We start from the raw sequence: 25,736 nt of genomic DNA, 5'->3' as shown, positions 1-25,736 counted from the left end.
TCAGTACCCTGCCTTCTGCCGCTGGCGGCGGATATGGGCGGGCATTTCCGCATAGACGCCCTCGAAGATGTCGCGCACGGACGGCTTGCCGCCCGCATGCAGCGTGCCGTGGCTCTCGGCCTCCTTCTGCGCCTGGATCACCTCGTCGAGGATCTCGGCCTCGCTCTGGGCGTGGCGCTCCTCCGACCAGACGCCGCGGACGATCAGGTGCTTCTTCAGCCGCAGGACCGGGTCGCCCAGCGGCCAGGCTTCCGATTCGGTCTTGGGGCGGTAGGCGCTCGGATCGTCCGAGGTGGAATGCGCGCCGACGCGATAGGTGACGTATTCGATCAGCGTCGGGCCGAGGTTCTGCCGCGCGCGTTCGGCTGCCCATCTGGCCACCGCGTAGACGGCGAGGTAGTCGTTGCCGTCTACCCTCAAGGCGGGGATGCCGAAGCCGAGGCCGCGGGCGGCGAACGTGCCCGAGCCGCCGCGGGCGATGCCCTGGAAGGTGGAGATGGCCCACTGATTGTTGACGATGTTGAGGATGACAGGCGCCTTGTAGGTGGAGGCGAAGACCAGCGCCGAATGGAAATCGGATTCGGCGGTCGAGCCGTCGCCGATCCAGGCGGCTGCGATCTTCGTATCGTTCCTGATGGCCGACGCCATCGCCCATCCGACGGCCTGCACATATTGCGTGGCGAGGTTGCCGGAGATGGTGAAGAAGCCGTGCTCCTTGGAGGAATACATGATCGGCAGCTGCCGGCCGCGCAGCGGATCGGCCTCGTTCGAGTAGATCTGGTTCATCATCTCGACCATCGGATAGTCGTCGGCGATCAGGAGCCCCGCCTGCCGGTAGGTCGGAAAGTTCATGTCGCCCTTGGCGAGCGCCTTGCGGAAGGCGCAACTGACGGCCTCCTCGCCCAGATGCTGCATGTAGAACGAGGTCTTGCCCTGCCGCTGCGCCATCAGCATGCGGGCGTCGAAGGCGCGCAGCTTCATCATGTTGCGCAGGCCCGCCAGCAGGTCCTCGTCGGAGAGCAGCCCGGCCCAGGGCCCGACCGCCTCGCCGTCACGGTTCAGCACCCGGATGATGGAATAGGCGAGGTCGCGGATCTCTTCCGGCGCCACGTCGACGGGAGGCCGCGGCACGGAGCCCGCCTTCGCTATCTTGACGGTGGAAAAGTCCGGCTGGCCGCCTGGCCGGACGGCGGGTTCGGGCACATGCAGGCTCAGGGGATGGAGGTCAGTCATGCGTGCTCCCGTAGGTTGGCGAAAGCCCCCTCATCCGCCCTTCGGGCACCTTCTCCCCGCGGGGGAGAAGAGGGAGCGTGCGGCTGGCACTGCGTTTCCAAGCCACTGTCACAGAGCTTCGGCTCTTTGTCCGGATAGATCGAAAGGTGCCGAAAATGTCCTCTTCTCCCCATTGGGGAGAAGGTGCTCGAAGGGCGGATGAGGGGGGCGTCGAGGCGCTTCAACACAGTCAACAAGCGATGTTCCTCACAGGTTCCGGGCGATGACGATGCGCTGGACGTCGCTGGTTCCCTCGTAGATCTGGCAGATCCGGACGTCGCGGTAGATGCGTTCGACCGGATAGTCGGCCATGTAGCCGTAGCCGCCGTGGATCTGGATCGCGTCCGAGCAGACCTTCTCGGCCATTTCGGAGGCGAAGAGCTTTGCCATCGAGGCCTCGGTGAGGCAGGGTTGCCCCTCCTCCTTCAGTTGCGCCGCATGCAGGACCATCTGGCGGGCGACCTCGATCCGGGTCGCCATGTCGGCGAGGCGGAAGGCGACGGCCTGGTGCTCGACGATCGGCGTGCCGAAGGCCGTGCGCTCGCGGGCATAGTCGCGTGCCGCCTCGAAGGCCGAGCGCGCCATGCCGACGGCCTGCGCGGCAATGCCGATGCGCCCGCCCTCCAGGTTCGACAGTGCGATCCGGTATCCTTCGCCCTCGCCGCCGAGGCGCAGACCGGCGGGGATGCGCATCGCGTTGAAGGCGATCTGGCAGGTGTCGGAGGAATGAAGCCCGAGCTTCTGTTCCACCCGCACGACCTCGTAGCCGGGCGTGTCGGTGGGGACGATGAAGGCGGTGATGCCCTTCTTGCCGGCGTCTGGGTCGGTGACGGCGAAGACGATGACGACGTTGCCGTTCTTGCCCGAGGTGATGAACTGCTTGGCGCCGTCGATGACGTAGTGCTCGCCATCGCGGCGGGCGCGGGTCTTCAGGTTCGAGGCGTCGGAGCCGGCCTGCGGCTCGGTCAGCGCGAAGCCGCCGATCCATTCGCCGGATGCCAGCTTCGGCAGGAAGCGCTGCTTCTGCTCTTCCGTGCCGTATCTGAGGATCGGCACGCAGCCGACCGAACTGTGCACGCTCATGATGGTCGAGCAGGGTCCGTCGCCGGCGGCGATCTCCTCCAGCGCCACGGCATAGGCGACCGTTCCGGTCTCCGACCCGCCATAGGTCTCCGGCACCAGCATGCCGAGGAAGCCGAGTTCGCCCATCTCGCGCAGTTCCTCGCGGGGAAAGCGGCTCTCGGCATCGCGTTCGGCCGCCCCCGGCACGAGCCGCTCGCGGGCGAAGTCGCGCGCCATGTCGCGGATCTGGATCTGTTCTTCGTTCAGGATCATGCGCCGGTCTCCTCCCCGAAACCGTTGAAACCGGTCAGTGCATTTCGACCGCGAGCGCCGTTGCCTCGCCGCCGCCGATGCACAGCGTCGCCATGCCGCGCTTCATGCCGTAGCGCTCGAGTGCGGAGAGCAGGGTGACGATGACGCGGGCGCCGGATGCGCCGATCGGGTGGCCGAGCGCGCAGGCGCCGCCGTGGATGTTGACCTTGTCATGCGGCAGATCGAGGTCGCGCATCGCCGCCATGGCGACGACGGCGAAGGCCTCGTTGACCTCGAACAGGTCGACATCCTTCAGGTTCCAGCCGGTCCGCTCCGAAAGCTTGCGTAGCGCGCCGATCGGGGCCGTGGCGAAAAGGTTCGGCGCCTGCGAATGGGTGGCGTGGCCGATGATGGTCGCCAGCGGATCGATGCCTTCCCGCTCGGCCTGCGAGCGCCGCATCAGCACGAGCGCCGCAGCACCGTCCGAGATGGACGAGGAATTGGCGGCCGTCACCGTTCCGTTTTCGCGGAAGGCCGGCTTCAGCGTCGGGATCTTCTCCAGTCTCGCCTTGCCCGGCTGCTCGTCGCGGCCGACCACCTGCTCGCTCTTGCCGTCCCGCACTGTGACCGGCGCGATCTCGGCGTCGAAGGCGCCCTTTTCGATCGCAGCCTGCGCGCGGGTCAGCGAGGTGACGGCGTAGTCGTCCTGCGCGGGGCGGGTGAACTGGTAGGCCTCGGCGCAGTCTTCGGCAAACGTTCCCATCAGGCGGCCCCTGTCATAGGCGTCCTCCAGCCCGTCGAGGAACATATGGTCGACGACCCGGCCGTGCCCGAGACGGTAGCCGCTGCGGGCACGATCCAGCAGATAGGGCGCATTCGTCATGCTTTCCATGCCGCCGGCGACGGTGATTGCGGCGCTGCCCGCGGCGATCAGGTCATGGGCGAGCATCACCGCCTTCATGCCGGAGCCGCACATCTTGTTGACGGTCGTTGCACCCGTGCCGAAGGGCAGGCCGGCGCCAAGGGCTGCCTGGCGGGCGGGGGCCTGGCCCTGGCCGGCCGGCAGCACGCAGCCGAACAGCACCTCGTCGACCGTTTCGGGGTTCACGCCGCTGCGGTCGAGCGCTGCGCGGATCGCGGTTGCTCCGAGTTGCGGCGCCGTGGCGCCCTTCAGGTCGCCCTGAAAGCCGCCCATGGGGGTCCGCGCCATGCCGACGACGACAACCGGATCTTCCATCGTCATTTCATTTCCTCCCGGGCCTGGTTCGGTCGACATGGTTCAGCGCGGCGGCATGCGCAGCGCACCGTCGAGGCGGATGACCTCGCCGTTGAGCATCACATTCTCGCAGATGTGGCGAACGAGTGCGGCAAACTCCGGCGGCCGGCCGAGACGCGGGGGGAAGGGCACGCTCTTTCCCAGCGCATCCTGCACCTCCTTCGGCATCCCCGCCATCATCGGCGTCTCGAAGATGCCGGGTGCGATGGTGACGACGCGGATGCCATGGCGGGCGAGTTCGCGGGCGATCGGCAGGGTCATGGCCGCCACGCCGCCCTTGGATGCCGCATAGGCCGCCTGGCCGATCTGGCCGTCGAAGGCTGCGACGGAGGCCGTGCTGACGATGACGCCGCGCTCGCCGTCCTGGTCTGGCGCCTCGTTTGCGATCGCCGCGGCGGCGACCCGGATCATGTTGAAGGTGCCGATGAGGTTGATGGCGACGGTGCGGGCGAAGCTGTCCAGCCTATGTGGGCCGTCGCGGCCGATCACCTTCTCGCCCGGGGCGACGCCGGCGCAGTTGACCAGGCCGTGCAGGTGGCCGAAGCGGGCGATCGCCATGTCGACGGCCGCTTGCGCGTCCTGTTCCTGCGTCACGTCGGTGCGGAGAAAGGCTGCGGCATCGCCGAGCTCGGCCGCGGTCCGTGCGCCGGCCTCTGCGTTGACGTCGGCGATGACGACGTTGGCGCCCTCGCCGGCCAGCATGCCGGCGACCGCAGCGCCGAGGCCGGAGCCGCCGCCGGTGACGATGAATGACTTGCCGCCGATCAGCATGGCTTCGCTCCCACGAGGCCAACGAGATCCGCGAGGCGATCGCGATATGCCATGCAGTCCTCCCAGCGCTGCATTGCCGCCGGGCGCATGCCCGACGTTCTCCGGATTCTATTCCGGCGGAATATTGCAAGCGATGACCGAAGCATCTCGATTTTTCGGCCGATTTTACCATATGCTTGTGCTCATGACGATGACGGAAACCGGGCGGCGGATGATATCGCCCTCCTTCGTGGAGGAGGCGCTCGATTGCCTGCGCCGGGCCGGGCGTCCGGTGGAGCCGTTGCTGGCGGCGATCGGCCTGCCGGCCGTGATCGACGCGCCCGTTTCGGCCGAAAGCTACGGCGCGCTTTGGCTTGCGATCGCAGCCGAGGTGGACGACGAGTTCTTCGGCATGGGCGGGCGGGCGATGCGGCGCGGCAGCTTCACCCTGCTCTGCCATTGCGTGCTGCATGCCGGCACGCTGGAGCAGGCCCTGCGGCGGGCGCTGCGCTTCCTCGATGTGGTGCTGGAGGACCCGGCCGGGCGGCTGGACGTTGCCGACGGGCTGGCGCAGGTCACGCTTTCGGATCGCGACGGGCCGCGTTCGGCGTTCGCCTACCGGACCTACTGGATCCTGCTGCACGGGATCGCCTGCTGGCTGGTGGGGCGCCGCATTCCGATCCGCTCCGTCGATTTCCGCTGCCCCGAGCCACGGCAGGCGGCCGATTACAGACTGTTCTTCGGCGCACCGGTGCGCTTCTCCCAGCCTGCGAGTCGGCTTTCGTTCGACGCCAGCGTGCTGAAGCTGCCGGTCGCCCGCAGCGAGCAGGCGCTGAAGCAGTTCCTGCGCGGCGCGCCGGCCAACATCCTCGTTCGCTATCGCTACGACGCCGGGCTTGCCGCGGGCGTGCGCCGGCGCCTGCGGCAGGTGCCGCCGGTATCGTGGACGGGTTTCGACGCGCTTGCCGCGCAGATGCGCATCGCGCCCTCGACGTTGCGGCACAGGCTGCAGGCGGAGGGGCAGAGCTATGGCGGCATCAAGGACGAGATCCGCCGGGAGATGGCGATCGAGATGCTGCAGACGAGCGCGCTCGGGATCGGGGAGATCGCGGTGCAACTCGGCTTTTCCGAGCCCAGCGCCTTCCACCGCGCCTTCCGCAAGTGGACCTCGAAAAGCCCGGCCGCCTATCGCCGCGAAACGACACCCGGCCGCCCCTAGATCTCTTCAAGGTGACCGCCGGTTCAGGCGTCGAACGCGACGGTCGCCCTGCCAGCCGTGATATCGACCAGCATGCGGGCGATCGCGTCCGCCGACTTTTCCGGAAGCGCCACGGCGAGTTCCGCGCCGGTGTCGATGAACCTCTCATTGTCGATGCGCACGCCGGGTGCGGCGGCGAGGCGGGCCTTGACGAGCGCGAGATCGGAGAAGACGCAGGTGACGCGTGCCTCGACGCGGACGACGAGTTCGATCTTGTCCATGGTGCGCAGGCATGCTGCCGCGGTGCCGCCATAGGCGCGCACCAGGCCGCCGCTGCCGAGCAGGATGCCGCCGAACCAGCGCGTCACGACCACGGCGACGCCGTCGAGCGCCTGGCCGTCGATCGCCTGGAGGATTGGCTTGCCACCGGTGCCGGAGGGCTCGCCGTCGTCGCTGAAGCGATAGACGTGGCCGATGCGCCAGGCAAAGCAGTTGTGGTTCGCCGCGGGGTCGGAATGGGCTGCGACAAAGTCCCTTGCCGCCTGCTCGCCGGCAATCGGGCCGGCCACGGCGCGGAACCGGCTCTTCTTGATGTCCTGTTCAAAGGTGGCGGTGGCTTGCAGGGTGAACACGGGTCCTGACCGTTCTCGGGCGGAATGTTGCGTCCCCGGACGTGCGCGAGGCTGCGGCATGCGGACTTGTCGCAGAAGCTGGACGTTCTTGCCAGCCCTTGCCTCTTTCCTGCCACTGGATGTCGCGAACCGATGCGCCCGCATCGCCGGGCCGACTTAGCTTGCGCTCCCATACGGGCCTTGCCAAATCCGCCGGCGATTGAGATATCGTCAACCGCCGAACGGCGGAGGCCCGGCCGGAGCGAGCGTGTCGACAGCGAGAGTGGAACCGATGAAGAGCTATGTACTGACCGTATCTTGCGTCTCAACCCGCGGCATCGTGGCCGCCGTGACCGGCTACCTCGCCGACAAGGGTTGCAACATCGTCGATTCGTCGCAGTTCGACGACCTCGAGACCGACATGTTCTTCATGCGGCTGACCTTCATCAGCCAGGAAGGCGCCGCCGAGGCCGACATCAGGGAGGGCTTCGAGCCGGTTGCCAAGACATTCGGCATGACATGGCAGATGCACGACAGCGAAGCGCGGATGAAGGTGCTTTTGATGGTCTCGCGCTTCGGCCACTGCCTGAACGACCTGCTCTACCGCTGGAAGATCGGCGCGCTGCCGATCGACATCGTCGGCGTCGTCTCCAATCACTTCGACTACCAGAAGGTCATCGTCAACCACGACATCCCCTTCCACCACATCAAGGTGACGAAGGAGAACAAGCCGCAGGCCGAGGCGCGGCTGATGGAGATCGTCGAGCAGTCGGATGCCGACCTGATCGTGCTGGCCCGCTACATGCAGGTTCTCTCCGATGCGGTGTGCAAGAAGATGTCCGGCCGGATCATCAACATCCACCATTCGTTCCTGCCGTCGTTCAAGGGCGCCAACCCCTACAAGCAGGCGTTCGAGCGTGGCGTGAAGCTGATCGGCGCCACCGCGCATTACGTCACCGAGGATCTCGACGAGGGTCCGATCATCGAGCAGGACGTCGCGCGCATCACCCATGCGCAGTCGGCCGACGACTACGTCTCGATCGGCCGCGACGTGGAGAGCCAGGTTCTCGCCCGCGCCGTGCACGCCCATATCCATCACCGCGCGTTCATGAACGGCAACAAGACGATCGTCTTTCCGGCGAGCCCGGGCTCCTACAAGTCCGAGCGCATGGGCTGAGGACGGCAGGGGAAGGAACGCCGCGGCTGCGGCGCGACATTCCCTTTGCGCGCAAGGACTTGCGCGCGCTGGAGGCCGGCATGACGGAGAGGACGGATCCCTGACGATCAAGGAGGCGAGGGTGGCAATGCTGCCGCCCTCAGAGGCCGAAGGCATCCTTGAACTGGTACCACCAGGAGCCGATGGTCGAGTATTGGGCGCGGAAGGTGCGGCCGCCGGGGAAGGGAATCCAGGGCAGCCTCTCGAACTGGCTGTATCGGCTGACATCGCCGTGGATCGCCTCGCTCAGGATCTTGCCGAAGAGGTGCGATCCGGTGACGCCGTGGCCGCTGTAGCCGTGGGCGAAATAGGTATTTTTGCCGATCTTGCCCATCTGCGGCACGCGCGAGAAGGACAGCGCGAAGTTGCCGCTCCAGGCATAGTCGATCTTCACGCCCTTCAGCGACGGAAACACCTTTTCCAGATTGGGTTTCAGCTTGGCGCGGACGTCGGCCGGGTCGGTGCCGCCGTAGACGGTGCCGCCGCCGAAGATCATGCGCTTGTCCGCCGACAGGCGGAAATAGTCGAGGATGTAGCGCACGTCCTCGACGCACATGTCGCTCGGGATCAGCGCGTCGGCGCGTTCGGCCCCGAGGGGCTCGGTGGCGATCATCTGGGTGGAGACCGGCATGACGCGGGAGACGAGCTTCGGCACCACATTGCCGAGATAGGCGTTGCCGCAGAGGACGGCGACATTCGCCGTCACCCGGCCCCTGGCGGTGTGGATCACCGGCCGCTCGGCCTCGTGCTCGACCCTCGTCACCGGGGACTGCTCGTAGACAGTGCCGCCGAGCGTCTCCAGCGCGGCGGCCTCGCCGAGGACGAGGTTGAGCGGATGCATGTGGCCGCCGGTGCGGTCGAGCATGCCGCCGACATAGGCGTCGGTGTTCACGAGCTTGCGGATGGCCTGCCGGTCGAGAAGCTCGTGGTCGTCCATGCCGTAGCGCTGCCACAGCGCCTTCTTGTGCTCCAGTTCCTTCATATGGGCGCTGGTATAGGCCGCGTAGATATTGCCGTCCTTCAGGTCGCACTCGATACCGTACTGGCTGACGATGCGGCGGATGATGCGGCCTCCCTCCTGCACGAGCGAGCCGACGAAGGCGCCGGCCTCCTCGCCGTAGCGGCGCCGGATCGTGTCGAGGCTGGCGTTCAGGCCGTTGACGACCTGGCCGCCGTTGCGCCCGGAAGCCCCCCAGCCGACCCCGGCCCCCTCGACGACGACGACCTTGTAGCCCTTTTCGGCGAGGTGGATGGCCGTCGACAGGCCGGAATAGCCGGCGCCGAGCACGGCGACGTCCGCCTCCACATCGCCCTCGAGCACCTTCGGCGTGCGGATGATGTTGCGGGAGGCGGCATAGTAGCTGCCGGGATAGCTGCCGTCGCCGGCGTAGGATCGTGCGGACTTGGAGACAGTGTCGAGCATCAGACGATTTCCAGATAGGCGCTGAATTCGAAGTCGGTCACCTGTTCGGCGAAGCCGGCGATCTCCTGTCGCTTGCAGGCGATCAGCATGGAGCGGAAATCGGGATCGAAGATCTCCGAGACGATCGGGCCGTTCTCGAAGGCGGTCACCGCCGAGCCCCATTCGCTGGGGATGCGCGTGGCCTTGGCCTGATAGGCGCGGCCGGTGACGGGCGCCGGCGGATCCCACTTGTTGCGGATGCCGGTCAGCGCCGCGCCCAGGATGCCCGCCATGACGAGGTAGGGGTTGGCGTCGGCGCCGGCAACGCGATGCTCGATGCGGCGCGCGGCGGTGTTGCCGCCGGGAATGCGGATGGCCGCCGTGCGGTTCTCGTAGCCCCAGGTGATGGAGGTGGGGGCATGTGTGTCCGGCCGCAGGCGGCGGTAGGAATTGTAGTGGGGGGCGAAGAGCAGCGTCGTCTCGGCCATGCCGCGGGTGAGCCCGGCGACCGCATGGCGCATGACGTCGGAGCCGAGTTCGGTGCCGTCGTCGAAGACGTTGCGCCCGTCCTCGTCGACGAGGCTGAAATGGACGTGCATGCCGCTGCCGGAGCGCAGGCCGTAGGGCTTGGCCATGAAGGTGGCGGCAAAGCCGTGCTTGCGCGCCACGCCCTTGATGATGCGCTTGAAGAACAGCGCGTCGTCGGCCGCCTTGAGCGGATCGTCGGTGTGCATCAGGTTGATCTCGAACTGGCCGATGCCGTTTTCGGCGACGGCCGAATCCGCCGGCACGTTCTGGCGCTCGCACTCCGCATAGACGTCGGAGAAGAACTGGCCGAAGTCGTCGAGTTCGTCGATCGACAGGATCGCGTCGGAATCGAGCCGCTTGCCGGTATAGGGCGAGATCGGCGGCTCGGCGTGGTCCGGCTCGGAATCGATCAGGTAGAATTCCATCTCGGAGGCGACGACCGGCCTGAGCCCGAGTTCGTGATACTGGCGGACGATGTGGGCGAGCGCCTGGCGCGGATCGGCCAGGAAGGGCTCGCCCGTCTCCTTGAACAGCCACAGCGGCACGACTGCGCTGGGTTTGAGCGTCCAGTTGACCGGCAGGGCGCCGCGCCCGGTCGGGCTGCAGATGCCGTCCATGTCGCCACTGGCGAAGACCTGCGACGAGCCGACGATGTCCTCGCCCCAGACGTCGACGCCGACGATGGACAGCGGCATGCGGATGCCGCCCTCGAGCACCTTCTTGGCCTGCCCGATCGGCACGCGCTTGCCACGAAGGATGCCGTTCAGATCGCAGACGACGGCCTGGATGCTCTCGACGGAATCGGCGTTTGCAAGCCAGTCCTGCGATTCGAAATCAGACATGAACCCCTCGCATTCTTCTATCTTTTTACAATATCACATATTGATTTTTGTGATCACATTTTGAAAATATGCACACTTTCTTGTTTCCGGTCAAGCTGGTAAGAGCGGAACGGAGCGGGGACTCGAATCGGCACCGGGCGTGTCCTGGCCGGCCAGGAGGGGACTTTGGCAGTTTTGAAACTGGAGCCGCTCGACCGGCCCGAAGGCATGACGACCCATGAATACGCGCACCGCCGGCTGCGGCAGGCGATCATGGTGGGCTCCATTCGCCCTGGGGAGTCGCTGACCATCCGCGGCATCGCCGAGGCGATGGAGAGCAGCCCGACGCCGGTGCGCGAGGCGTTGCGCCGGCTCTCTTCCGAGGGCGCGCTGAAGGTGCTGGACAACCGGCGCATCATGGTGCCGAAGATGACCGCCGAGCGGTTCGGCGAACTGATCGCGCTCCGCGCCACGCTGGAGCAGCATGCCGCGCGCCGGGCCGTCGGGCACATCACCGAGAAGCAGATCGACCGGCTGGTGGCGATCGACAAGGCGCAGGACGAAGCGATCGCGCAGAACGACAACGCGACCGCGCTGCTTTTGAACCAGGAATTCCACCGCACGCTCTACACCGCCAATCCCGACCAGATCGTCATGCCGATGGTGGAAAGCGTGTGGCTGCAGCTCGGCCCCTTCCTCGGCATCGCCATGGCGCATGTGGCGCAGCTCTATTTCGTCGACCGGCACCAGGAGGCGATCGCAGCACTCCGCAAGCGCGACGAGGAGGCGGTGGCGTCGGCGATCAACGCCGACATTTGTGAAGGGATCGGCGGCTTCGAACGGGCGGCGATCGAAAACCTGCTCCGGCTGGCCGGACAGTAGGGCCGACGGGGTCGGCCGGAACGCATCGGGAGGACTGAACGGCATGGCATTTCCATTGTTTGATCTTTCGGGTCGGCGGGCGCTGGTGACGGGCTCGGGACAGGGCATCGGCTTTGCGATCGCCGAGGGCCTTGCGGCCCATGGCGCGAGCGTGCTCGTCAACGGCCGTTCGGCAGAGAAGCTCGCGGGTGCCGTGCGGGTGCTGCGGGACAAGGGCTACAGCGCGCAGGCCGCTCCCTTCGACGTCACCGACGGTGCCGCTGCCGCACAGATGGTCGCCGTCATCGAGGCGGAGACGGGGCCGATCGACATCCTGGTCAACAATGCCGGCATGCAGTTCCGCGCGCCGCTCGAGGACTTTCCGGCCGAGAAGTGGGACGAACTCCTGAGGACCAACGTTTCCAGCGTCTTCCATGTCTCCCGCGCCGTCGCCCGCCCGATGATCGCGCGCGGGCGCGGCAAGATCATCAACATCGGCTCGGTGCAGAGCGAGCTCGCCCGCACCGGGATCGCGCCCTACACGGCGACGAAGGGGGCGGTGCGCAACCTCACGCGCGGTATGAGCGCCGACTGGGCGAAATACGGGCTGCAGATCAACGCGATCGCGCCCGGCTATTTCAAGACGCCGCTGAACAAGGCGCTGGTGGAGGACCCGGACTTCACCGCCTGGCTGGAAAAGCGAACGCCGGCCGGCCGCTGGGGCGAGGTCGGCGAACTCGTCGGGGCCGCCGTCTTCCTCGCCAGCGATGCCTCCTCCTTCGTCAACGGTCACACGCTCTATGTCGACGGCGGCATGAGCACGTCCGTCTGACGATGCGAAGGCTGCGCCTTGCCTCGGGGCGCACGGCATGCATTGATCGCGGCAATGCAATCGTGAATTCGGGGCCTTTTCCATGAAAACGGATGTCATCGTTCTGGGCGCGGGCGTCGTCGGCATCTCGACGGCGATCCATCTGGCGCGGCGGGGGAAGTCGGTCGTTCTCGTCGATCGCCGCGGTCCGGCCGAGGAGACGTCCTACGGCAATGCCGGGCTGATCCAGCGCGAAGGCGTCTTTCCCTACGGCTTCCCGCACGATTTCGGGGCGCTGTTCCGCTATGCGCTGAACAATACGATCGATGCGCACTACCACCTGTCGGCGCTTCCGGGGCTGGTTCCGTTCCTTCTGCGCTACTGGTGGCATTCGGGGTTCACGCAGCACCAGCGGATCGCCCATCTCTATGCGCCCCTGATCGAGAACTCGGTCACCGAGCACGCCGACCTGATCAAGGCCTCGGGCGCGGAGGCGCTGATCCGCAAGGACGGCTGGATGAAGGTGTTCCGCACGGAGAAGGCCCGGGACGCGGCCTATGCCGAGGCCGAGCAGCTTTCGGCGAAGTTCGGCGTCAACCACCAGAAGTTCACCACCGAAGAGATGAAGCGGCTGGAGCCGCATATCCGCGCCGAGCTGACGGGCGGCCTGCGCTGGACAGATCCCTGGTCGATCCTCGATCCCGGCGGACTGCTGAAGGCCTATGTGCAGTATTTCCAGTCGCTGGGCGGGACGCTGATGGCCGGCGACGCGGCGACGATCGAGCACGTGCTGGAAGGCGAGGGCTGGCGGATCGCGACGCCCGAGGGGCCGCTGGCGGCGACCGACGTCGTCGTCGCGCTCGGGCCCTGGGCCGATACGGTGACGCGCAAGTTCGGCTATCACTTCCCGCTTGCGGTCAAGCGCGGCTACCACATGCACTATGGCGCGGCGGAGGGCGCGCGGCTCAACAACTGGGTGCTCGACGCCGAACGCGGCTACTTCCTGGCGCCGATGAACCGCGGTATCCGCCTGACGACGGGTGCGGAATTCGCCAAGCGCGACACGCGCAAGACGCCGGTGCAGCTTCGCCGGGCGGAGCGGGTGGCGCGCGAGTTCTTTCCGCTCGCCGAGCGGCGCGACGAAGAGCCGTGGATGGGGGCGCGACCCTGCACGCCGGACATGATGCCAGTCATCGGCAAGGCGCCGCGCCATGCCGGATTGTGGTTCGCCTTCGGCCATGCCCACCACGGCATGACGCTCGGACCGGTGACGGGGCGGGCCTTGGCGGAAAGCATGCTCGGCGAGAAGACGATCGTCGACCTCGCTCCTTACCGCGCGGACCGGTTCCTGGCGTAACGCCCGTTTCCTGCTCCGCTAGCGGCTGATGCGCGTGGACAGGATGATGGACGAGAGGGTGCGCTCGACGCCGTCGATTTCCCCGATCCGGTCGATCAGGTGGTCGAGCTCGGCGATCGAGGCTGCGGCAACGATCGCGATCAGGTCGAACGTTCCCGAGACCGAATGCAGGGCGCGCACCTCGGCGATCGCGTGAAGCTCGCCGGTGATGCGCGAGAGCGTCTTCGGCGCGATGGTGATGAGGACGTGCGCCTTCACCATGCCGCCCTCGTATTCGTCCGACACCCGCACGCCGTAGCCGGTGATCACGCCGTCGCGTTCCAGCCGCTCGATCCTGGCCTGCACCGTCGTGCGCGACAGGCCAAGGCGGCGGGCTATCGCCGAGGTCTGTTCCCGGGCGTTCTCGCTGAGGATGGCCAGCAGTTCGCGATCCTTGGAGCTGAGCGTCGTTGTGACCATCTTACTCATCATTCTGCCGATATCGATGATGCATTATGCGCTATCCGCAGCTGTGAATCGACAGGGAACGAGAGCAGAATCAAGGAGAAATTACAGCCTGCGGGGAAAACAAAATGAAAGAAATCGTCGTCATCGGCGCGGGAAAGATCGGCTCCACCATTGCGCGCCTGCTGGCACACAGCGGTGACTACCGGGTCACTGTGGCCGACCGTTCCGCCGAGCAGCTCCTGTCGATCGAAGAGCACAAGGCCGTCACCACCGCCGTGGTCGACATCGCCGATGCAAAGGCGCTGGTCGCATTGCTGGAAGGCCGCTTCGCGGTGCTCAGTGCTGCGCCCTACCACCTGACGGTCGCGATCGCCGAGGCTGCGGCTGCGGCCGGCGTCCACTATCTCGACCTGACCGAAGACGTCGAATCGACCCGGCAGGTCAAGCGCATCGCCGAGACGGCAAAGACCGCCTTCATCCCGCAATGCGGACTGGCGCCCGGCTTCATCTCGATCGTCGCCAACGATCTTGCCAGCCACTTCGACACGCTGGAGAGCGTGCGCATGCGCGTCGGCGCCTTGCCGCAATATCCCTCCAACGCGCTGAACTACAATCTCACCTGGAGCACGGACGGCGTCATCAACGAGTACATCGAGCCGTGCGAGGCGATCGTCGAGGGCGCGCTCGTCGAGGTGCCGGCGCTGGAGGAGCGCGAGGAATTCTCGCTCGACGGCGTCACCTACGAGGCTTTCAATACCTCGGGCGGCCTTGGGACGCTGTGCGAGACGCTGAAGGGCAAGGTGCGTACGCTCAACTACCGGACGATCCGCTATCCCGGGCATGCGGCGATCATGAAGGCGCTGCTCAACGACCTCGGCCTGCGCCACCGTCGCGAGGTGCTGAAGGACATCTTCGAAAACGCCCTGCCGGCGACGACCCAGGACGTCGTCATCGTCTTCGTCACCGTCTCCGGCCGCAAGGACGGGCGCCTGATCCAGGAAACCTACGCCAACAAGATCTACAGCGCCGTCATTGCCGGCCGCATGCATTCGGCGATCCAGATCACCACGGCCGGCTCGATCTGCGCCGTGCTCGACATGCTGGCCGACGGCTCGCTGCGGGCAAAGGGTTTCGTCAAGCAGGAGGAGATCTCGCTCGACACGTTCCTGGCCAACCGCTTCGGCCACTATTATGCGCAGGAACATCACGGTACGCGCGCGGCGGGATAACGTCGCCTCAATGTCTGGATGATGCACGGCGCCCCGGGGACACCCTGGGGCGCTTTTTCTTTGCGTGCCCACCGTCGTGACACGTGCCAACAAAGACTGCCCCTCACCCTGACCCTCTCCCCGCAGGCGGGGAGAGGGAATAGAGACGGCGCGGCGTTCGTCCTTCTCCCCGTTCACGGGGAGAAGGTGGCGGCAGCCGGATGAGGGGTGAAACACTGCGGCTGCAATGGGTGCAGCCGCGCAGGCTCGTCAGCCAAGCCTTGCGCAGGCTTCTGCGATCCGCCTCAGCGCTTCCTTCAGCTCAGTCTCCGACGTCGCGTAGGAAATGCGGAAGAACGGCGAGAGGCCGAAGGCGGAGCCGGGGACGACGGCGACGTGGGCGACGTCCAGAAGGTAGTCGGTAAAATCGGCGTCGGTCTCGATCGCCTTGCCCGCCGGCGTCTTCCGGCCGATCAGGCCGGCGCAGCCGGCGAAGGTGTAGAAGGCGCCTTCGGGCGTGCGGCAGTCGATGCCGGGGATGGCGTTGAGGGCTTTGACGACAAGGTCGCGACGCTGCCGGAAGCTCTCCTGCCGCTCCTTGAGAAAGCCCTGCGGCCCGTTCAGCGCCTCGACGGAGGCGGCCTGGCTGACGGAGGAGGGGCAGGAGGTCGCCTGGCTCTGGATCACCGCCATCGCCTTGATCAGCGCCCTGGGGCCGCCCGCATAGCCGATCCGCCAGCCGGTCATGGCATAGGCCTTCGACACGCCGTTGATCGTCAGCGTGCGATCCTTCAGCCGCGGCTCGATCGCGGCGGGGGTGACGAAGCGGAAGCCGTCATAGACGATGTGCTCGTACATGTCGTCGACCATCAGCCAGACATTCGGGTGGCGCAGCAGCACCTCCAGTAGCGGGCGGTAGTCGGCCTCGCCATAGGCTGCGCCGGACGGGTTGGAGGGCGAGTTCAACAGCACCCAGCGCGTCCGCGGCGTGATTGCGCCTTCCAGCTGCTCCGCCTTCAGCCGGAAGCCGGCGGACGCGTCGCAGGGGATCAGCACCGGCACGCCGCCGCAGATCTCGACGATGTCGGAATAGGAGGTCCAGTAGGGCGTCGGGATAATCACCTCGTCGCCCGGATCGATGCTCGCCATGAAGGCGTTGAACAGGATCTGCTTGGCGCCGGTGGCGACGGTGATCTCGTCCAGCGCATAGTCGACGCCGTTCTCGCGGCGGAATTTCTCCGCGATCGCCTTCTTCAGTTCCGGCGTGCCGTCAAGCGCGGTGTATTTCGTCTCGCCGCGGTCGATCGCGGCCTTGGCCGCTTGCTTGACGTTGTCCGGCGTGTCGAAATCCGGCTCGCCGGCGCCGAGGATGATGACCGGATGGCCGTCGCGCTTCATCGCAGCGGCGCGGGCGCCGATCTGCAGGATCTTCGAGACGCCGATCGCGGCGATCCGCGAGGCGGGCCTGAAGCCCGCCTCCTCCACCTTGGTTGCCATGCTCATGACGCTTTCCTTCGCTGCCTATTCGATGTCGAAGGAGACGCCCTGGGCCAGCGGCAGGGCCTTGGAGTAGTTCACCGTGTTGGTGGCGCGGCGCATGTAGGCCTTCCAGGCGTCCGAGCCGGATTCGCGGCCGCCGCCGGTCTCCTTCTCGCCGCCGAACGCGCCGCCGATCTCCGCACCCGAGGTGCCGATGTTGACATTGGCGATGCCGCAATCGGAGCCGTCGGCGGACAGGAAGCGCTCGGATTCCTGCATGTCCAGCGTGAAGATCGACGAGGAGAGGCCGGCTGCGACGGCGTTGTGGTCGTCCAGCGCCTTGTCGAAGTCGGAGTACTTCATGACGTAGAGGATCGGCGCGAACGTCTCTTCGAGCACGGGGCCGGCCTGCTTCGGCATTTCGACGATCGCCGGCTTGACGTAGTAGGCGGTGTCCTTGCCGGCGTCGGTGACGCGATGGCCGCCGGTAACCTTGCCGCCTTCGGCTTTTGCGGCCTCCAGCGCCTTCTGCATGTTGTCGAAGGCCTGCCTGTCGACCAGCGGGCCGACGAGGGCGGAGGTTTCCAGCGGGTTGCCGACGGAGACGCTCTCATAGGCCTTCCTCAGGCGCGGGACGAGCTGGTCGTAGACGCTGTCGTGGACGAACAGGCGGCGGAGCGTGGTGCAGCGCTGGCCGGCGGTGCCCATGGCGCCGAAGGCGATCGCCCTGAGCGCCATGTCGAGGTCGGCGGTGGGGCAGACGATGCCGGCATTGTTGCCGCCGAGCTCGAGGATCGAGCGAGCGAAGCGCTTTGCAAGGCGCGGGCCGACTTCCTTGCCCATGCGGGTGGAACCGGTGGCCGAGACGAGCGCGACTTTCGGATTGTCGACGAGGGCCTCGCCGGTGGCGCGGTCGCCGATCAGGACCTGGGAGAGGTTCTTCGGCGCATCGCCGAAGCGGGCGATGGCGCGCTCGAGAATCGCCTGGCTGGCAAGGGCGGTGAGCGGGGTCTTCTCGGAGGGCTTCCAGACGACCGGGTTGCCGCAGACGAGCGCAAGTGCTGCGTTCCACGACCAGACGGCGACGGGGAAGTTGAAGGCCGAGATGATGCCGACGACGCCGAGCGGATGCCAGGTTTCCATCATGCGGTGGCCGGGGCGCTCGGTGGCGATCGTCAGGCCGTAGAGCTGGCGGGACAGGCCGACGGCGAAATCGCAGATGTCGATCATCTCCTGCACTTCGCCGAGGCCTTCGGAGGTGATTTTGCCGGCCTCGATGGAGACGAGGCGACCGAGGTCGGCCTTGGCGGCGCGCAGTTCCTCGCCGAGCAGGCGGACGAGTTCGCCGCGCTTGGGCGCCGGCACGAGGCGCCAGGCCTTGAAGGCTTCGTGAGCGGCGTCGATCGCCTTGGCGGCGTCGGCTGCGGAATGGGTCTTGAGCCTGGCGATCTCTTCGCCCGAAACCGGGCTGAAGGAGGCCATGTCGCCGTTCTGCCAGGCGGACGCCGGCACGCCGAGCTTGTCGAGAAGCTTCGCGGTTTCCTGTTTCACATCGACCTTGGTCATCGTCCTGTTCTCCGTTGTAACTGTGTCTTGCAGGCGGCGGGCCGCCGTTTCTCTCAGAAGGTGACGCTGCCGAGCGGGCCGGGCGAGGTGAGCGTCTTCAGCCCCGCAGCCAGCCGGCGGATCTCGCCCGGCGTATATCGGTCGTAGAAGACCTGGTTCTTGCGGCCGATCGCATGTTCGGCACTGTAGCTTCCGCCAAAATCCTCGACGGCGACCTTGAACACCCATTCGCGCAACGCCGCCTCGAAGCCGGGATCGGCAAGGCGCGGGTCGTCGGCGGGCACCACGAGGTTGAAGTGCACGCCGCCGTCGCCGATATGGCCGAAGTCGCAGATCGTGACGCCGCCGAACCGCGCCGGCATCTCCGCCTTCATATGGGCGAGGAAGCGCATGATATCACCCCGGCGGAAGGAAAGATCGAAGGCGATCAATCGCCCGCTATGCTTCACGCCTTCCGACAGCGCATGGCGCAGCGCCCACATTTCGTGCGGAGGGCCGACGAAGGCATCGGCGAGCGGCGCGTCCTCGCGCTCCCAGATGCCGGCCAGCACCTCCTCCAGCACGGCGTCGAGCGGCTGCTCGCCCTCGCGCGGCGGCGAGGTGCGGGAGATCTCCGCGAGGATGACGAAGTCCGGGACGAGGCCGCCCTGGAAGGGATTACGCAGCGCCGGCACATGGGCGAGTGCGGCCGAGACGGCGTTTTTCGACATGCCCTCGAAGGCGGAGAGGTAGCTGCCGAGCGCGTCTTCCATGGCCACCAGCAGATCCGGCACCCGATCCGGCGCGGATGGCACGAGGAAGGCGGTGGCGGTCTGGCGCGGCAGGGGCTCGAGGTTCAGCACGCATTCGGTGACGATGCCGAAAGCGCCGGAGGTGCCGATGAAGAGCTGCTTCCAGTCGATGCCGGTATTGTTCTTGCGCAGGCCGGAGCCGAGTTCGAGCACTGTGCCGGTCGCGTCGGCGAGGACCACGGTCAGCCCCAGCACGTTGCGGCGAACGTCGCCGTAGCGCAGGAAGCGCGAGCCGCCGGTATTGGTTGCGATCATGCCGCCGAGGCGGGGATCGGCGCCGAGGTCGATCGGGAAGAACAGGCCGGTCTCTTCCAGGCGCCGGTTGACCTCGGAAAGGTGAAGGCCTGCTCCGGCCGAAACCGTCCGGTTGACCCGGTCGAGATCGAAGGGAACGGTCAGGCGATCGAGGCTGAGGATGCCCTGGTTGCCGGTGGCGTCGGGGGTCGAGCCGGAGACGAGGCCGGTGTTGCCGGACTGCGGCACCAGCGCGATGCCGTTCTTCACGCAATAGGCAACGACGGGGGAGGTCTCCGCGGTCGAGGCGGGACGGGCGACGAAGGCGGCGCTGCCCTTGTCGTAGCGCGCGCCGGTCTCGTAACCGGCCATGTCGGCGGGCCCGGTGAGAAGGCCCTTCCCGCCGAGCATCCGCCCCAGCGCCTCGATGTGCTTGCTTTCGATCATCGGCCGACCGTCACTCCGCGGCGTCCGCCATGCTGGCCATGCCGAGGCACTCTTCCATAGAGGCCTTTTCGATGCCCGCATAGTGGGCGAATTCGTCGAGCACGGCCACACCGAGATCGCGCTCGAACATCACCTGGTTGGGGCTGGCGGCGAATTCCTGCGCGGCGTCGTCGCCGAGGTTGGACTGGAAGATGCCGGCGGCGGAGACGGGCAGGAAGTCCTCGTAGACGATCGGGTCGAACTGGACATGGCCGGAAGCGATCAGCGCCTCGATGTCCCCGCCGGGGTGCCGGCCGGAGGCCTTGGCGGTGCGCCCCTTCTCCGTCAGCGAATAGGCGAAGTAGCCGAGGCCGGCCTTGCGGATCTCGTTCCAGCCGTCGGGGAAGGCCGCGAAGGTTTCTGCGAGTGCAGCCTCGTATTCGGCGGCGTTGGAGCCGTCGGCGGCGGGGCGGGCGATGGCGCGGGTGTCGCCCAGGAGCCTGTCGTAGAGGGCGCGGCCCTTTGGCGTCAGCGCGATGCCGCGCTGCTCGATCTCGCCGAAGCGGGCGGTGTGCGATCCGGTCTTCCACGCGCCGTCCTCGCCGATGAAGGACACCGGTTCCTCCAGCGCCTTGAACGAGGTCTGGCGCAGGAGGATCGCGCACTTGCGGGTCGGCGGTCCCTCGACGACGGCCTTGGGCGCGATGCCTTCTTCCGGCATCAGCGCCTGCACCCGGTCGATGTCGAGCGTGCGCGGCGTCAGGTGGTTGATGTGCGGGCCCCTGAAAGAGACGACGTCGGCAATCAGGCGGTGGGCGTCGTGCAGGCGCTGGTACATGCCGGCGCTGACGATCGCCCGGTCGTGCCAGCGGAAGGTCTCCAGCACCTCGCCGACGAAGGCCTTCGCATCGGCGGCGTCGAGGCCGCCGTCGCGCTCCGCCTTGCCGACCAGTTCGATGGCGCGATCGGTGAAGATCTTCCGGGCAGCCAGCACCTTTGCGGCTTCGTTGCGCAACGCCGCGTCGGCGATCAGGTCGAGGCGGAGCAGCGAGGTGAAGACACGGAAGGGGTTGCGCTTCAGGGCCGCGTCGCCGACCGGCCGGAAGGCGGTGGAATGGACCGGCACGCCTGCGGTCGACAGATCGTAGTAGCCGACCGGATACATGCCCATGACCGAAAAGACGCGGCGCATCATCGAGAGCTCTTCCGCCGTGCCGAGGCGGATCGCGCCGTGGCGTTCCTGCGAGATGCGCTCCAGCGAATCGGTGGCTTCCAGACGGCCTCGAAGCTGCGGGTCGGCTGCGAGCGTCTCGCCGTTGACGCGGGCCACGAGCGCCATCAGCGTGCCGTAGGCCGGCACCTCGTCGCGATACATGGCCGACATGGCGGCGGAGAAGTCCGAGCGGATCGCGTCGGCGGATACGTGGGATCGATCTTTCATGTCGGCCTGTCCCGTCTCGATATCGCGCAATCCCCGGCGGAAAACCGCTTCACACTTTTCCCGGAATTGCTCTACAAGGGGCAAGGGCCCCGATCATTCTCAAAACGGATCATAACGGATCGGAATGCCGATTGATTGCGCGTGTTCTGAACAGGTTGATGCGAGAGCCGAATGAAGTTGAGCCGCAGGCTGATCCCCGACGTGACCACGCTGCAGGCGTTCGAATGCGCTGCGCGCCATGGCAGCTTCACCCAGGCCGCCAACGAGCTGAACCTCACCCAGAGCGCCGTCAGCCGCCAGATCAAGGATCTGGAGGAGCAACTCGGCGTGCTTCTGTTCGAGCGCGTGCGCCAGCGCGTCGTGCTTTCGGAGGACGGTCGCCGGTTCCTGCCGGAGGTGCGCAAGCTCCTGCACCAGACGGAAGAGACCATGCTGCGCGCCATGTCGGCGGCGCGCTCCGACCACAGCCTGACGATCGCCACGCTGCCGACCTTCGGCAGCCGCTGGCTGACGCCGCGCCTGCCGGCCTTCCTGGACCGATATCCGGGCACGGTCATCAACGTCGCCTCGCGCTCCGCACCCTTCGATTTCGACGAGGAGAGCTTCGATCTCGCCATCCACTACGGCCAGCCGGTGTGGGCGCGCGCCAGCTGCTCCTATCTCTGCAGCGAGGTGATCCTGCCGGCGGCGAGCCCCGAGCTTCTGCGGCAGTGGCAACTCGATGAGCCCAAGGACCTGGAGCGCGCGCCGCTGATGCACCTGGCGACCCGGCCGAAGCTCTGGGCGCAATGGTTCGAGATCAATGGCGGGGCAACCGAGACGGCCTATCGCGGCCACCGCTTCGACCAGTTCTCGATGGTGATCGAGGCGGCGGTCGCAGGTCTCGGCTTCGCGCTGCTGCCGCGCTACCTGATCGAGCAGGAACTGGCCAGCGGACGGCTTGCCGTCGTCTTCGACCGGCCGATGCAGACCGACAACAGCTATTATCTCGTCGTGCCGGAAGGGAAGCTGGAAAACTCGCTGAGCCAGGCCTTCCGGGCCTGGATCGGGACGCAGGTCAATTGAGGCGTCGGCCGTGGCCGGCTCATTCGCGTCGAGAATGACCCGGTGCCGAAACAGCACTTTCCTCCTTGCAGGCGATGGCGGAATGTGGCGCCATCCGGACATGGCTTTCACGCAGACTGAAGAAGAAACCCGATGCAGAACGATCCCCGCTCCCACGGCCTCTGGGAACTGACCGCCCCGCCCGCGCCCGAGACCCAAGCCCTTGCCGGCCCGGCCGAGGCTGACGTGGTGGTCGTCGGCGGCGGCTTCACCGGCTTTTCCGCAGCGCTGCATCTGGCCGAGCGCGGAAGCCGCGTGGTGCTGCTGGAAGGCAAGGAGATCGGCTTCGGCGGGTCGGGTCGCAATGTCGGCCTTGTCAATGCCGGCATGTGGACCATGCCGGACGAGTTGCCGGGCGTGCTGGGACAGCTCTATGGCGACCGCCTGCTCGACCTGCTCGGCAATGCGCCGAAGCTCGTCTTCGAGCTGGTCGAAAAGCATGCGATCGACTGCGAGATCAATCCGGCCGGCACGCTGCATTGCGCGGTCGGTCGGTCCGGGCTGGAGGAGCTCGAAACGCGTGCCGAGCAATGGGGGCGCCGTGGCGCGCCGGTGACGCTGCTCGATGCCGCCGAGACGGCGCGGCGGGTCGGCACCGACGCCTATGCCGGCGCCCTGCTCGACAGGCGCGCCGGCACGATCCAACCGCTCGCCTATGTGCGCGGGCTGGCGAAGGCGGCGATCGCGGCAGGCGTGCAGGTCCATACCGCAAGCCCCGTCGTCGGCGCCGAGCGGACGGGAAAGCGGTGGACGGTCAGGACCGAGCGGGGCTCGGTGTCGGCGGACTGGGTGGTCGTCGCCACCAATGCCTATACGGTTGCGCCCTGGGCAGAGGTCCGCGCCGAACTCGTCCACCTGCCCTATTTCAATTTCAGCACGAAGCCGCTGTCGCCGGACCTGCAGAAGAAGATCCTGCCCGGCCGGGAGGGGGCGTGGGACACGGCGGAGATCCTGTCCTCGTTCCGCTTCGACAAGCTCGGCCGCCTCGTCTTCGGCAGCGTCGGCGCGCTGCGCGGAACCGGGGCCGCGATCCACAAGGCCTGGGCCCGGCGATCGCTGAAGAAGCTGTTTCCCGAGATCGGCGGCGTCGAGTTCGAGGCCGAATGGTACGGGATGATCGGGATGACGGTCGACAACCTGCCGCGTTTCCACCGGCTGGCGGACAACGTCATCGGCTTTTCCGGCTATAACGGCCGCGGCATTGCGCCCGGAACGGTGTTCGGCAAGGTGCTGGCGCGCCATATCGCCGGCGAGATCGTCGAAGGCGACCTGCCGCTGCCCGTCACCGAACCGATGGCGCAGTCCTTCCGACCGATCCGCGAAGGCTATTACGAGGTCGGGGCGCAGCTCGCGCATCTGGTGCAGGCGCGCATCTGAGCGGGCGTTCCCGCTCCGGACGAAAAAGCCCGCGTGTCCTTCGACCGCGGGCCATTTCCGTTCAGGGTTTTCCTGTCCTCAACGTGTCGGGATGCGCGGCAGGAAGACGGTGAGGATGCCGAGCAGCGGCAGGTAGGAGCAGATCCGGTAGACGAATGCGATGCCGTGGCTGTCGGCGAAGACGCCGAGGGCTGCGGCCCCCAGGCCGCCGGCGCCGAAGGCGAAGCCGAAGAAGACCCCGGCGATCAGGCCGACGCGGCCGGGGACGAGTTCCTGCGCGAACACGACGATGGCGGAGAAGGCCGACGAGAAGATCAGGCCGATGACGACGGTCAGCACGCCGGTCCAGAACAGGTTCGCATAGGGCAGCAACATGGCGAACGGGATGACGCCGAGGATCGAGAACCAGATGACGAAGCGGGCGCCGAAGCGGTCGCCGATCGGCCCGCCGAGGAAGACGCCGGCGGCGGAGGCGCCGAGGAAGAGAAACAGCATCAGCTGCGCTTCCTGCACCGACAGGCCGAAGCGCTCGATGGTGTAGAAGGTGAAATAGCTGCTGATCGAGGACATGTAGACGTTCTTCGTCGTCGTCAGCAGCACCAGGATGAACAGGGCCCAGGCGACGCGGCCGCCCGGCAGGGGCAGGGCGCGGCTGGCCGGGCCGTGATGGGCCGTACGGATGCGCTCGCCGGCATACCAGCGGCCGACCCAGGTCAGGATCACCATGCCGAGCAGGGCGACCACCGAGAACCAGGCGATGCTCGACTGTCCGAAAGGCAGGACGATGAAGGCGGCGAGCAGCGGGCCGATGGCCGTTCCGGTATTGCCGCCGACCTGGAACAGCGACTGCGCCAGGCCATGGCGGCCGCCGGAAGCGGCGCGTGCGACGCGCGAGGATTCCGGATGGAACACCGCCGAGCCGAAGCCGATCAGGCAGGCGCCCAGCACCAGGACCGGGAAGGAATGGGCATAGGCGAGGAAGAACAGCCCGAAGAAGGTGCTGCCCATTCCGAGCGGCAGCGAGAACGGCATCGGCCAGCGGTCCGTCACCAGGCCCACGACCGGCTGCAGCAGCGAGGCGGTGACCTGGAACGCCATCGTCAGAAGGCCGATCTGGACGAAATCCAGGGCATAGTTGTCCTTCAGGAGCGGATAGAGCGACGTCAGCAGCGACTGCATGATGTCGTTCAGCATGTGGCAGACGCTGACTGCGACGATGATGGAAAAGCTGGTCTGTGCGGCGCGCGCCGGCGCGGTGGGAACTGCCGTCGACATACGACCTCGATCGATACTGGTGTTGAGTGGATTGTTGCGTGTTTGCTCAAGCGTCCCATAGCGCGGTTGCGATCTGCCTGCTTTTGTGCTGTGGTCCATTTCTTTCGCGAGTGGGCCAAAGATGCAGAAGCTTGATCCTGCGGTGCTGTCCGTCCTGGACGAGGCGCACATCCGCAATCTCCTGTCGATGGAACAGTCCAATGCGGACGTGCTGGTGCACAGCAGTGAGGTTCCAAGCGGTTATGTCGTGCCGCCCCACAGCCACAGGCGCACGCAGGTCCTGTGCGTCTTCGCCGGCGTCGTGGTGGTTTCGACCAAGCGGGGGCGCTGGATGATCCCGCCGGGCCATGCGCTCCTGATCCCGCGGGGGCTGGAGCATTCGGTGGAGATGTACAGCGACGTCAGCATGCGCTCGATCTACGTGCTTTCGCCCGTCGGCCGGGCCGCAGCCGCGGCACCGACGGTGCTGGAGGTCTCCGCGCTCGCCCATCATCTGCTGGCGGAGGCGATCCGGCTGAAGGGGCAGGAGGACGACGGCCGCCGGGAGGATCTGGTGATGGCGCTGCTGGTCGACGAGATCGGCCGGCTGCCGGAGCAGCCGCTGGGCCTGCCGTTCCCGGCCAGCGACCGGCTGGCCGCGCTCTGCCGCGAATTTCTCGACCGCCCGATTCCCGGCGCCAAGATCGACGACTGGGCGGGACGGCTGAACATGAGCCGGCGCTCGTTCACCCGCCTGTTTCGCGAGGAGACCGGGGTCAGCTTCGCCACCTGGCGGCAACAGGCCTGCATCTTCGCCTGCATGCCGCGGCTTGCGCGCGGCGAGCCGGTGACGACGGTGGCGCTCGATGCCGGCTATGAGAGCGTTGCGGCCTTCATCACCATGTTCAAGCGCATGCTCGGCGCCTCGCCCCGCACCTATTTCACCGCCCGCCAGGCGGCTGCCTGAGACGATGCGTCTCAAAAAGACCGGC

At 66.9% G+C, this 25,736-nt stretch carries 22 protein-coding genes; 9 read left to right on the top strand and 13 right to left on the bottom strand.

Features of this window, described 5'->3' with window-relative positions; translation table 11 throughout:
* From OCK02_RS01655 to OCK02_RS01640, 4 genes are all read right to left on the bottom strand, one after another.
* Positions 1–1,233, bottom strand: a complete 1,233-nt coding sequence (locus OCK02_RS01655) for a 3-methyl-2-oxobutanoate dehydrogenase (2-methylpropanoyl-transferring) subunit alpha (protein WP_263811520.1) — start codon at positions 1,231–1,233, stop codon at positions 1–3.
* A gap of 246 nt (positions 1,234–1,479) precedes the next feature.
* Positions 1,480–2,607, bottom strand: coding sequence for an acyl-CoA dehydrogenase family protein (locus OCK02_RS01650; protein ID WP_263811519.1), 1,128 nt, complete (start codon positions 2,605–2,607; stop codon positions 1,480–1,482).
* A gap of 34 nt (positions 2,608–2,641) precedes the next feature.
* Positions 2,642–3,829 carry an acetyl-CoA C-acyltransferase gene (locus OCK02_RS01645; protein ID WP_263811518.1) on the bottom strand — a complete coding sequence of 396 codons (1,188 nt, stop codon included), beginning with the start codon at positions 3,827–3,829 and terminating at the stop codon, positions 2,642–2,644.
* A 36-nt stretch (positions 3,830–3,865) separates the two neighbouring features.
* Complete coding sequence (locus tag OCK02_RS01640; RefSeq protein ID WP_263811517.1) at positions 3,866–4,633, bottom strand: 3-hydroxyacyl-CoA dehydrogenase; 768 nt, start codon at positions 4,631–4,633, stop codon at positions 3,866–3,868.
* 190 nt (positions 4,634–4,823) lie between these two features.
* Between OCK02_RS01640 and OCK02_RS01635 the strand changes: the two genes are divergently transcribed.
* Positions 4,824–5,831 (top strand): AraC family transcriptional regulator, encoded by a 1,008-nt coding sequence (locus tag OCK02_RS01635; protein ID WP_263811735.1) that lies wholly within the window; start codon positions 4,824–4,826, stop codon positions 5,829–5,831.
* A 23-nt stretch (positions 5,832–5,854) separates the two neighbouring features.
* Here OCK02_RS01635 and OCK02_RS01630 read toward each other — a convergent pair whose 3' ends face one another.
* Entirely contained in the window at positions 5,855–6,442 is a 588-nt protein-coding gene (locus OCK02_RS01630) for an IMPACT family protein (protein WP_263811516.1), read from the bottom strand.
* A 271-nt stretch (positions 6,443–6,713) separates the two neighbouring features.
* Between OCK02_RS01630 and purU the strand changes: the two genes are divergently transcribed.
* Positions 6,714–7,598 carry a formyltetrahydrofolate deformylase gene (gene purU / locus OCK02_RS01625; RefSeq protein WP_263811515.1) on the top strand — a complete coding sequence of 295 codons (885 nt, stop codon included), beginning with the start codon at positions 6,714–6,716 and terminating at the stop codon, positions 7,596–7,598.
* 139 nt (positions 7,599–7,737) lie between these two features.
* On the opposite strand, the gene OCK02_RS01620 is transcribed toward purU, so the two are convergent.
* Positions 7,738–9,060: an NAD(P)/FAD-dependent oxidoreductase gene (locus tag OCK02_RS01620; protein WP_263811514.1), complete on the bottom strand. Its 1,323-nt coding sequence runs from the start codon at positions 9,058–9,060 to the stop codon at positions 7,738–7,740.
* Positions 9,060–10,409, bottom strand: coding sequence for a glutamine synthetase family protein (locus OCK02_RS01615; RefSeq protein WP_263811513.1), 1,350 nt, complete (start codon positions 10,407–10,409; stop codon positions 9,060–9,062). The genes OCK02_RS01620 and OCK02_RS01615 overlap by 1 nt, the downstream gene beginning before the upstream one ends.
* 207 nt (positions 10,410–10,616) lie before the next feature.
* Here OCK02_RS01615 and OCK02_RS01610 point away from each other — a divergent pair, with 207 nt between their 5' ends.
* The 3 genes from OCK02_RS01610 (at position 10,617) to OCK02_RS01600 (ending at position 13,417) form a co-directional block, all read left to right on the top strand.
* Complete coding sequence (locus OCK02_RS01610) at positions 10,617–11,270, top strand: GntR family transcriptional regulator (RefSeq protein WP_263811734.1); 654 nt, start codon at positions 10,617–10,619, stop codon at positions 11,268–11,270.
* 43 nt (positions 11,271–11,313) lie between these two features.
* Positions 11,314–12,081, top strand: coding sequence for an SDR family oxidoreductase (locus OCK02_RS01605; RefSeq protein WP_263811512.1), 768 nt, complete (start codon positions 11,314–11,316; stop codon positions 12,079–12,081).
* 82 nt (positions 12,082–12,163) lie between these two features.
* Entirely contained in the window at positions 12,164–13,417 is a 1,254-nt protein-coding gene (locus tag OCK02_RS01600; protein ID WP_263811511.1) for an NAD(P)/FAD-dependent oxidoreductase, read from the top strand.
* A gap of 18 nt (positions 13,418–13,435) precedes the next feature.
* On the opposite strand, the gene OCK02_RS01595 is transcribed toward OCK02_RS01600, so the two are convergent.
* Positions 13,436–13,876, bottom strand: a complete 441-nt coding sequence (locus OCK02_RS01595; protein WP_263811510.1) for an Lrp/AsnC family transcriptional regulator — start codon at positions 13,874–13,876, stop codon at positions 13,436–13,438.
* A gap of 113 nt (positions 13,877–13,989) precedes the next feature.
* Between OCK02_RS01595 and OCK02_RS01590 the strand changes: the two genes are divergently transcribed.
* Complete coding sequence (locus tag OCK02_RS01590; RefSeq protein WP_263811509.1) at positions 13,990–15,093, top strand: saccharopine dehydrogenase family protein; 1,104 nt, start codon at positions 13,990–13,992, stop codon at positions 15,091–15,093.
* A 249-nt stretch (positions 15,094–15,342) separates the two neighbouring features.
* On the opposite strand, the gene OCK02_RS01585 is transcribed toward OCK02_RS01590, so the two are convergent.
* Genes OCK02_RS01585 through OCK02_RS01570 form a run of 4 tightly spaced genes read right to left on the bottom strand, consistent with a single transcriptional unit; the run spans position 15,343 to position 21,009 of the window.
* Positions 15,343–16,575, bottom strand: a complete 1,233-nt coding sequence (locus tag OCK02_RS01585; protein ID WP_263811508.1) for a pyridoxal phosphate-dependent aminotransferase — start codon at positions 16,573–16,575, stop codon at positions 15,343–15,345.
* 18 nt (positions 16,576–16,593) lie between these two features.
* Positions 16,594–18,117, bottom strand: a complete 1,524-nt coding sequence (locus OCK02_RS01580; protein WP_263811507.1) for an aldehyde dehydrogenase family protein — start codon at positions 18,115–18,117, stop codon at positions 16,594–16,596.
* A gap of 53 nt (positions 18,118–18,170) precedes the next feature.
* Positions 18,171–19,589, bottom strand: coding sequence for an FAD-binding oxidoreductase (locus OCK02_RS01575; protein WP_263811506.1), 1,419 nt, complete (start codon positions 19,587–19,589; stop codon positions 18,171–18,173).
* Between the two features lie 10 nt (positions 19,590–19,599).
* Positions 19,600–21,009, bottom strand: coding sequence for a VOC family protein (locus OCK02_RS01570; RefSeq protein ID WP_263811505.1), 1,410 nt, complete (start codon positions 21,007–21,009; stop codon positions 19,600–19,602).
* 171 nt (positions 21,010–21,180) lie between these two features.
* Here OCK02_RS01570 and OCK02_RS01565 point away from each other — a divergent pair, with 171 nt between their 5' ends.
* Both OCK02_RS01565 and OCK02_RS01560 read left to right on the top strand, forming a co-directional pair.
* Positions 21,181–22,074, top strand: a complete 894-nt coding sequence (locus tag OCK02_RS01565) for a LysR family transcriptional regulator (protein ID WP_230806204.1) — start codon at positions 21,181–21,183, stop codon at positions 22,072–22,074.
* 132 nt (positions 22,075–22,206) lie between these two features.
* The gene (locus tag OCK02_RS01560; RefSeq protein ID WP_263811504.1) at positions 22,207–23,490 is read left to right on the top strand and encodes an NAD(P)/FAD-dependent oxidoreductase; all 1,284 of its coding nucleotides are present in this window, start codon (positions 22,207–22,209) and stop codon (positions 23,488–23,490) included.
* Between the two features lie 78 nt (positions 23,491–23,568).
* On the opposite strand, the gene OCK02_RS01555 is transcribed toward OCK02_RS01560, so the two are convergent.
* Positions 23,569–24,765 (bottom strand): MFS transporter, encoded by a 1,197-nt coding sequence (locus tag OCK02_RS01555; RefSeq protein ID WP_263811503.1) that lies wholly within the window; start codon positions 24,763–24,765, stop codon positions 23,569–23,571.
* 121 nt (positions 24,766–24,886) lie between these two features.
* On the opposite strand from OCK02_RS01555, the gene OCK02_RS01550 reads away from it, so the two are divergent.
* On the top strand, positions 24,887–25,711 hold the full coding sequence (locus OCK02_RS01550) for an AraC family transcriptional regulator (protein WP_263811502.1): 825 nt from the start codon (positions 24,887–24,889) through the stop codon (positions 25,709–25,711).
* Positions 25,712–25,736: the final 25 nt, after the last annotated feature.

The organism is Rhizobium sp. TRM96647, assembly GCF_025780115.1.
GTDB lineage: Bacteria > Pseudomonadota > Alphaproteobacteria > Rhizobiales > Rhizobiaceae > Mycoplana.
This window is presented reverse-complemented; position numbering and strand designations above follow the sequence as displayed.

Coding starts and splice junctions, on each gene's coding strand:
- OCK02_RS01620 (WP_263811514.1), bottom strand. CDS start 9,060: ATGCTCGACACTGTCTCCAAGTCCGCACGATCCTACGCCGGCGACGGC.
- purU (WP_263811515.1), top strand. CDS start 6,714: ATGAAGAGCTATGTACTGACCGTATCTTGCGTCTCAACCCGCGGCATC.
- OCK02_RS01580 (WP_263811507.1), bottom strand. CDS start 18,117: ATGACCAAGGTCGATGTGAAACAGGAAACCGCGAAGCTTCTCGACAAG.
- OCK02_RS01570 (WP_263811505.1), bottom strand. CDS start 21,009: ATGAAAGATCGATCCCACGTATCCGCCGACGCGATCCGCTCGGACTTC.
- OCK02_RS01640 (WP_263811517.1), bottom strand. CDS start 4,633: ATGCTGATCGGCGGCAAGTCATTCATCGTCACCGGCGGCGGCTCCGGC.
- OCK02_RS01550 (WP_263811502.1), top strand. CDS start 24,887: ATGCAGAAGCTTGATCCTGCGGTGCTGTCCGTCCTGGACGAGGCGCAC.
- OCK02_RS01615 (WP_263811513.1), bottom strand. CDS start 10,409: ATGTCTGATTTCGAATCGCAGGACTGGCTTGCAAACGCCGATTCCGTC.
- OCK02_RS01575 (WP_263811506.1), bottom strand. CDS start 19,589: ATGATCGAAAGCAAGCACATCGAGGCGCTGGGGCGGATGCTCGGCGGG.
- OCK02_RS01645 (WP_263811518.1), bottom strand. CDS start 3,829: ATGACGATGGAAGATCCGGTTGTCGTCGTCGGCATGGCGCGGACCCCC.
- OCK02_RS01565 (WP_230806204.1), top strand. CDS start 21,181: ATGAAGTTGAGCCGCAGGCTGATCCCCGACGTGACCACGCTGCAGGCG.
- OCK02_RS01650 (WP_263811519.1), bottom strand. CDS start 2,607: ATGATCCTGAACGAAGAACAGATCCAGATCCGCGACATGGCGCGCGAC.
- OCK02_RS01560 (WP_263811504.1), top strand. CDS start 22,207: ATGCAGAACGATCCCCGCTCCCACGGCCTCTGGGAACTGACCGCCCCG.
- OCK02_RS01655 (WP_263811520.1), bottom strand. CDS start 1,233: ATGACTGACCTCCATCCCCTGAGCCTGCATGTGCCCGAACCCGCCGTC.
- OCK02_RS01605 (WP_263811512.1), top strand. CDS start 11,314: ATGGCATTTCCATTGTTTGATCTTTCGGGTCGGCGGGCGCTGGTGACG.
- OCK02_RS01595 (WP_263811510.1), bottom strand. CDS start 13,876: ATGGTCACAACGACGCTCAGCTCCAAGGATCGCGAACTGCTGGCCATC.
- OCK02_RS01590 (WP_263811509.1), top strand. CDS start 13,990: ATGAAAGAAATCGTCGTCATCGGCGCGGGAAAGATCGGCTCCACCATT.
- OCK02_RS01585 (WP_263811508.1), bottom strand. CDS start 16,575: ATGAGCATGGCAACCAAGGTGGAGGAGGCGGGCTTCAGGCCCGCCTCG.
- OCK02_RS01610 (WP_263811734.1), top strand. CDS start 10,617: ATGACGACCCATGAATACGCGCACCGCCGGCTGCGGCAGGCGATCATG.
- OCK02_RS01635 (WP_263811735.1), top strand. CDS start 4,824: ATGACGGAAACCGGGCGGCGGATGATATCGCCCTCCTTCGTGGAGGAG.
- OCK02_RS01555 (WP_263811503.1), bottom strand. CDS start 24,765: ATGTCGACGGCAGTTCCCACCGCGCCGGCGCGCGCCGCACAGACCAGC.
- OCK02_RS01600 (WP_263811511.1), top strand. CDS start 12,164: ATGAAAACGGATGTCATCGTTCTGGGCGCGGGCGTCGTCGGCATCTCG.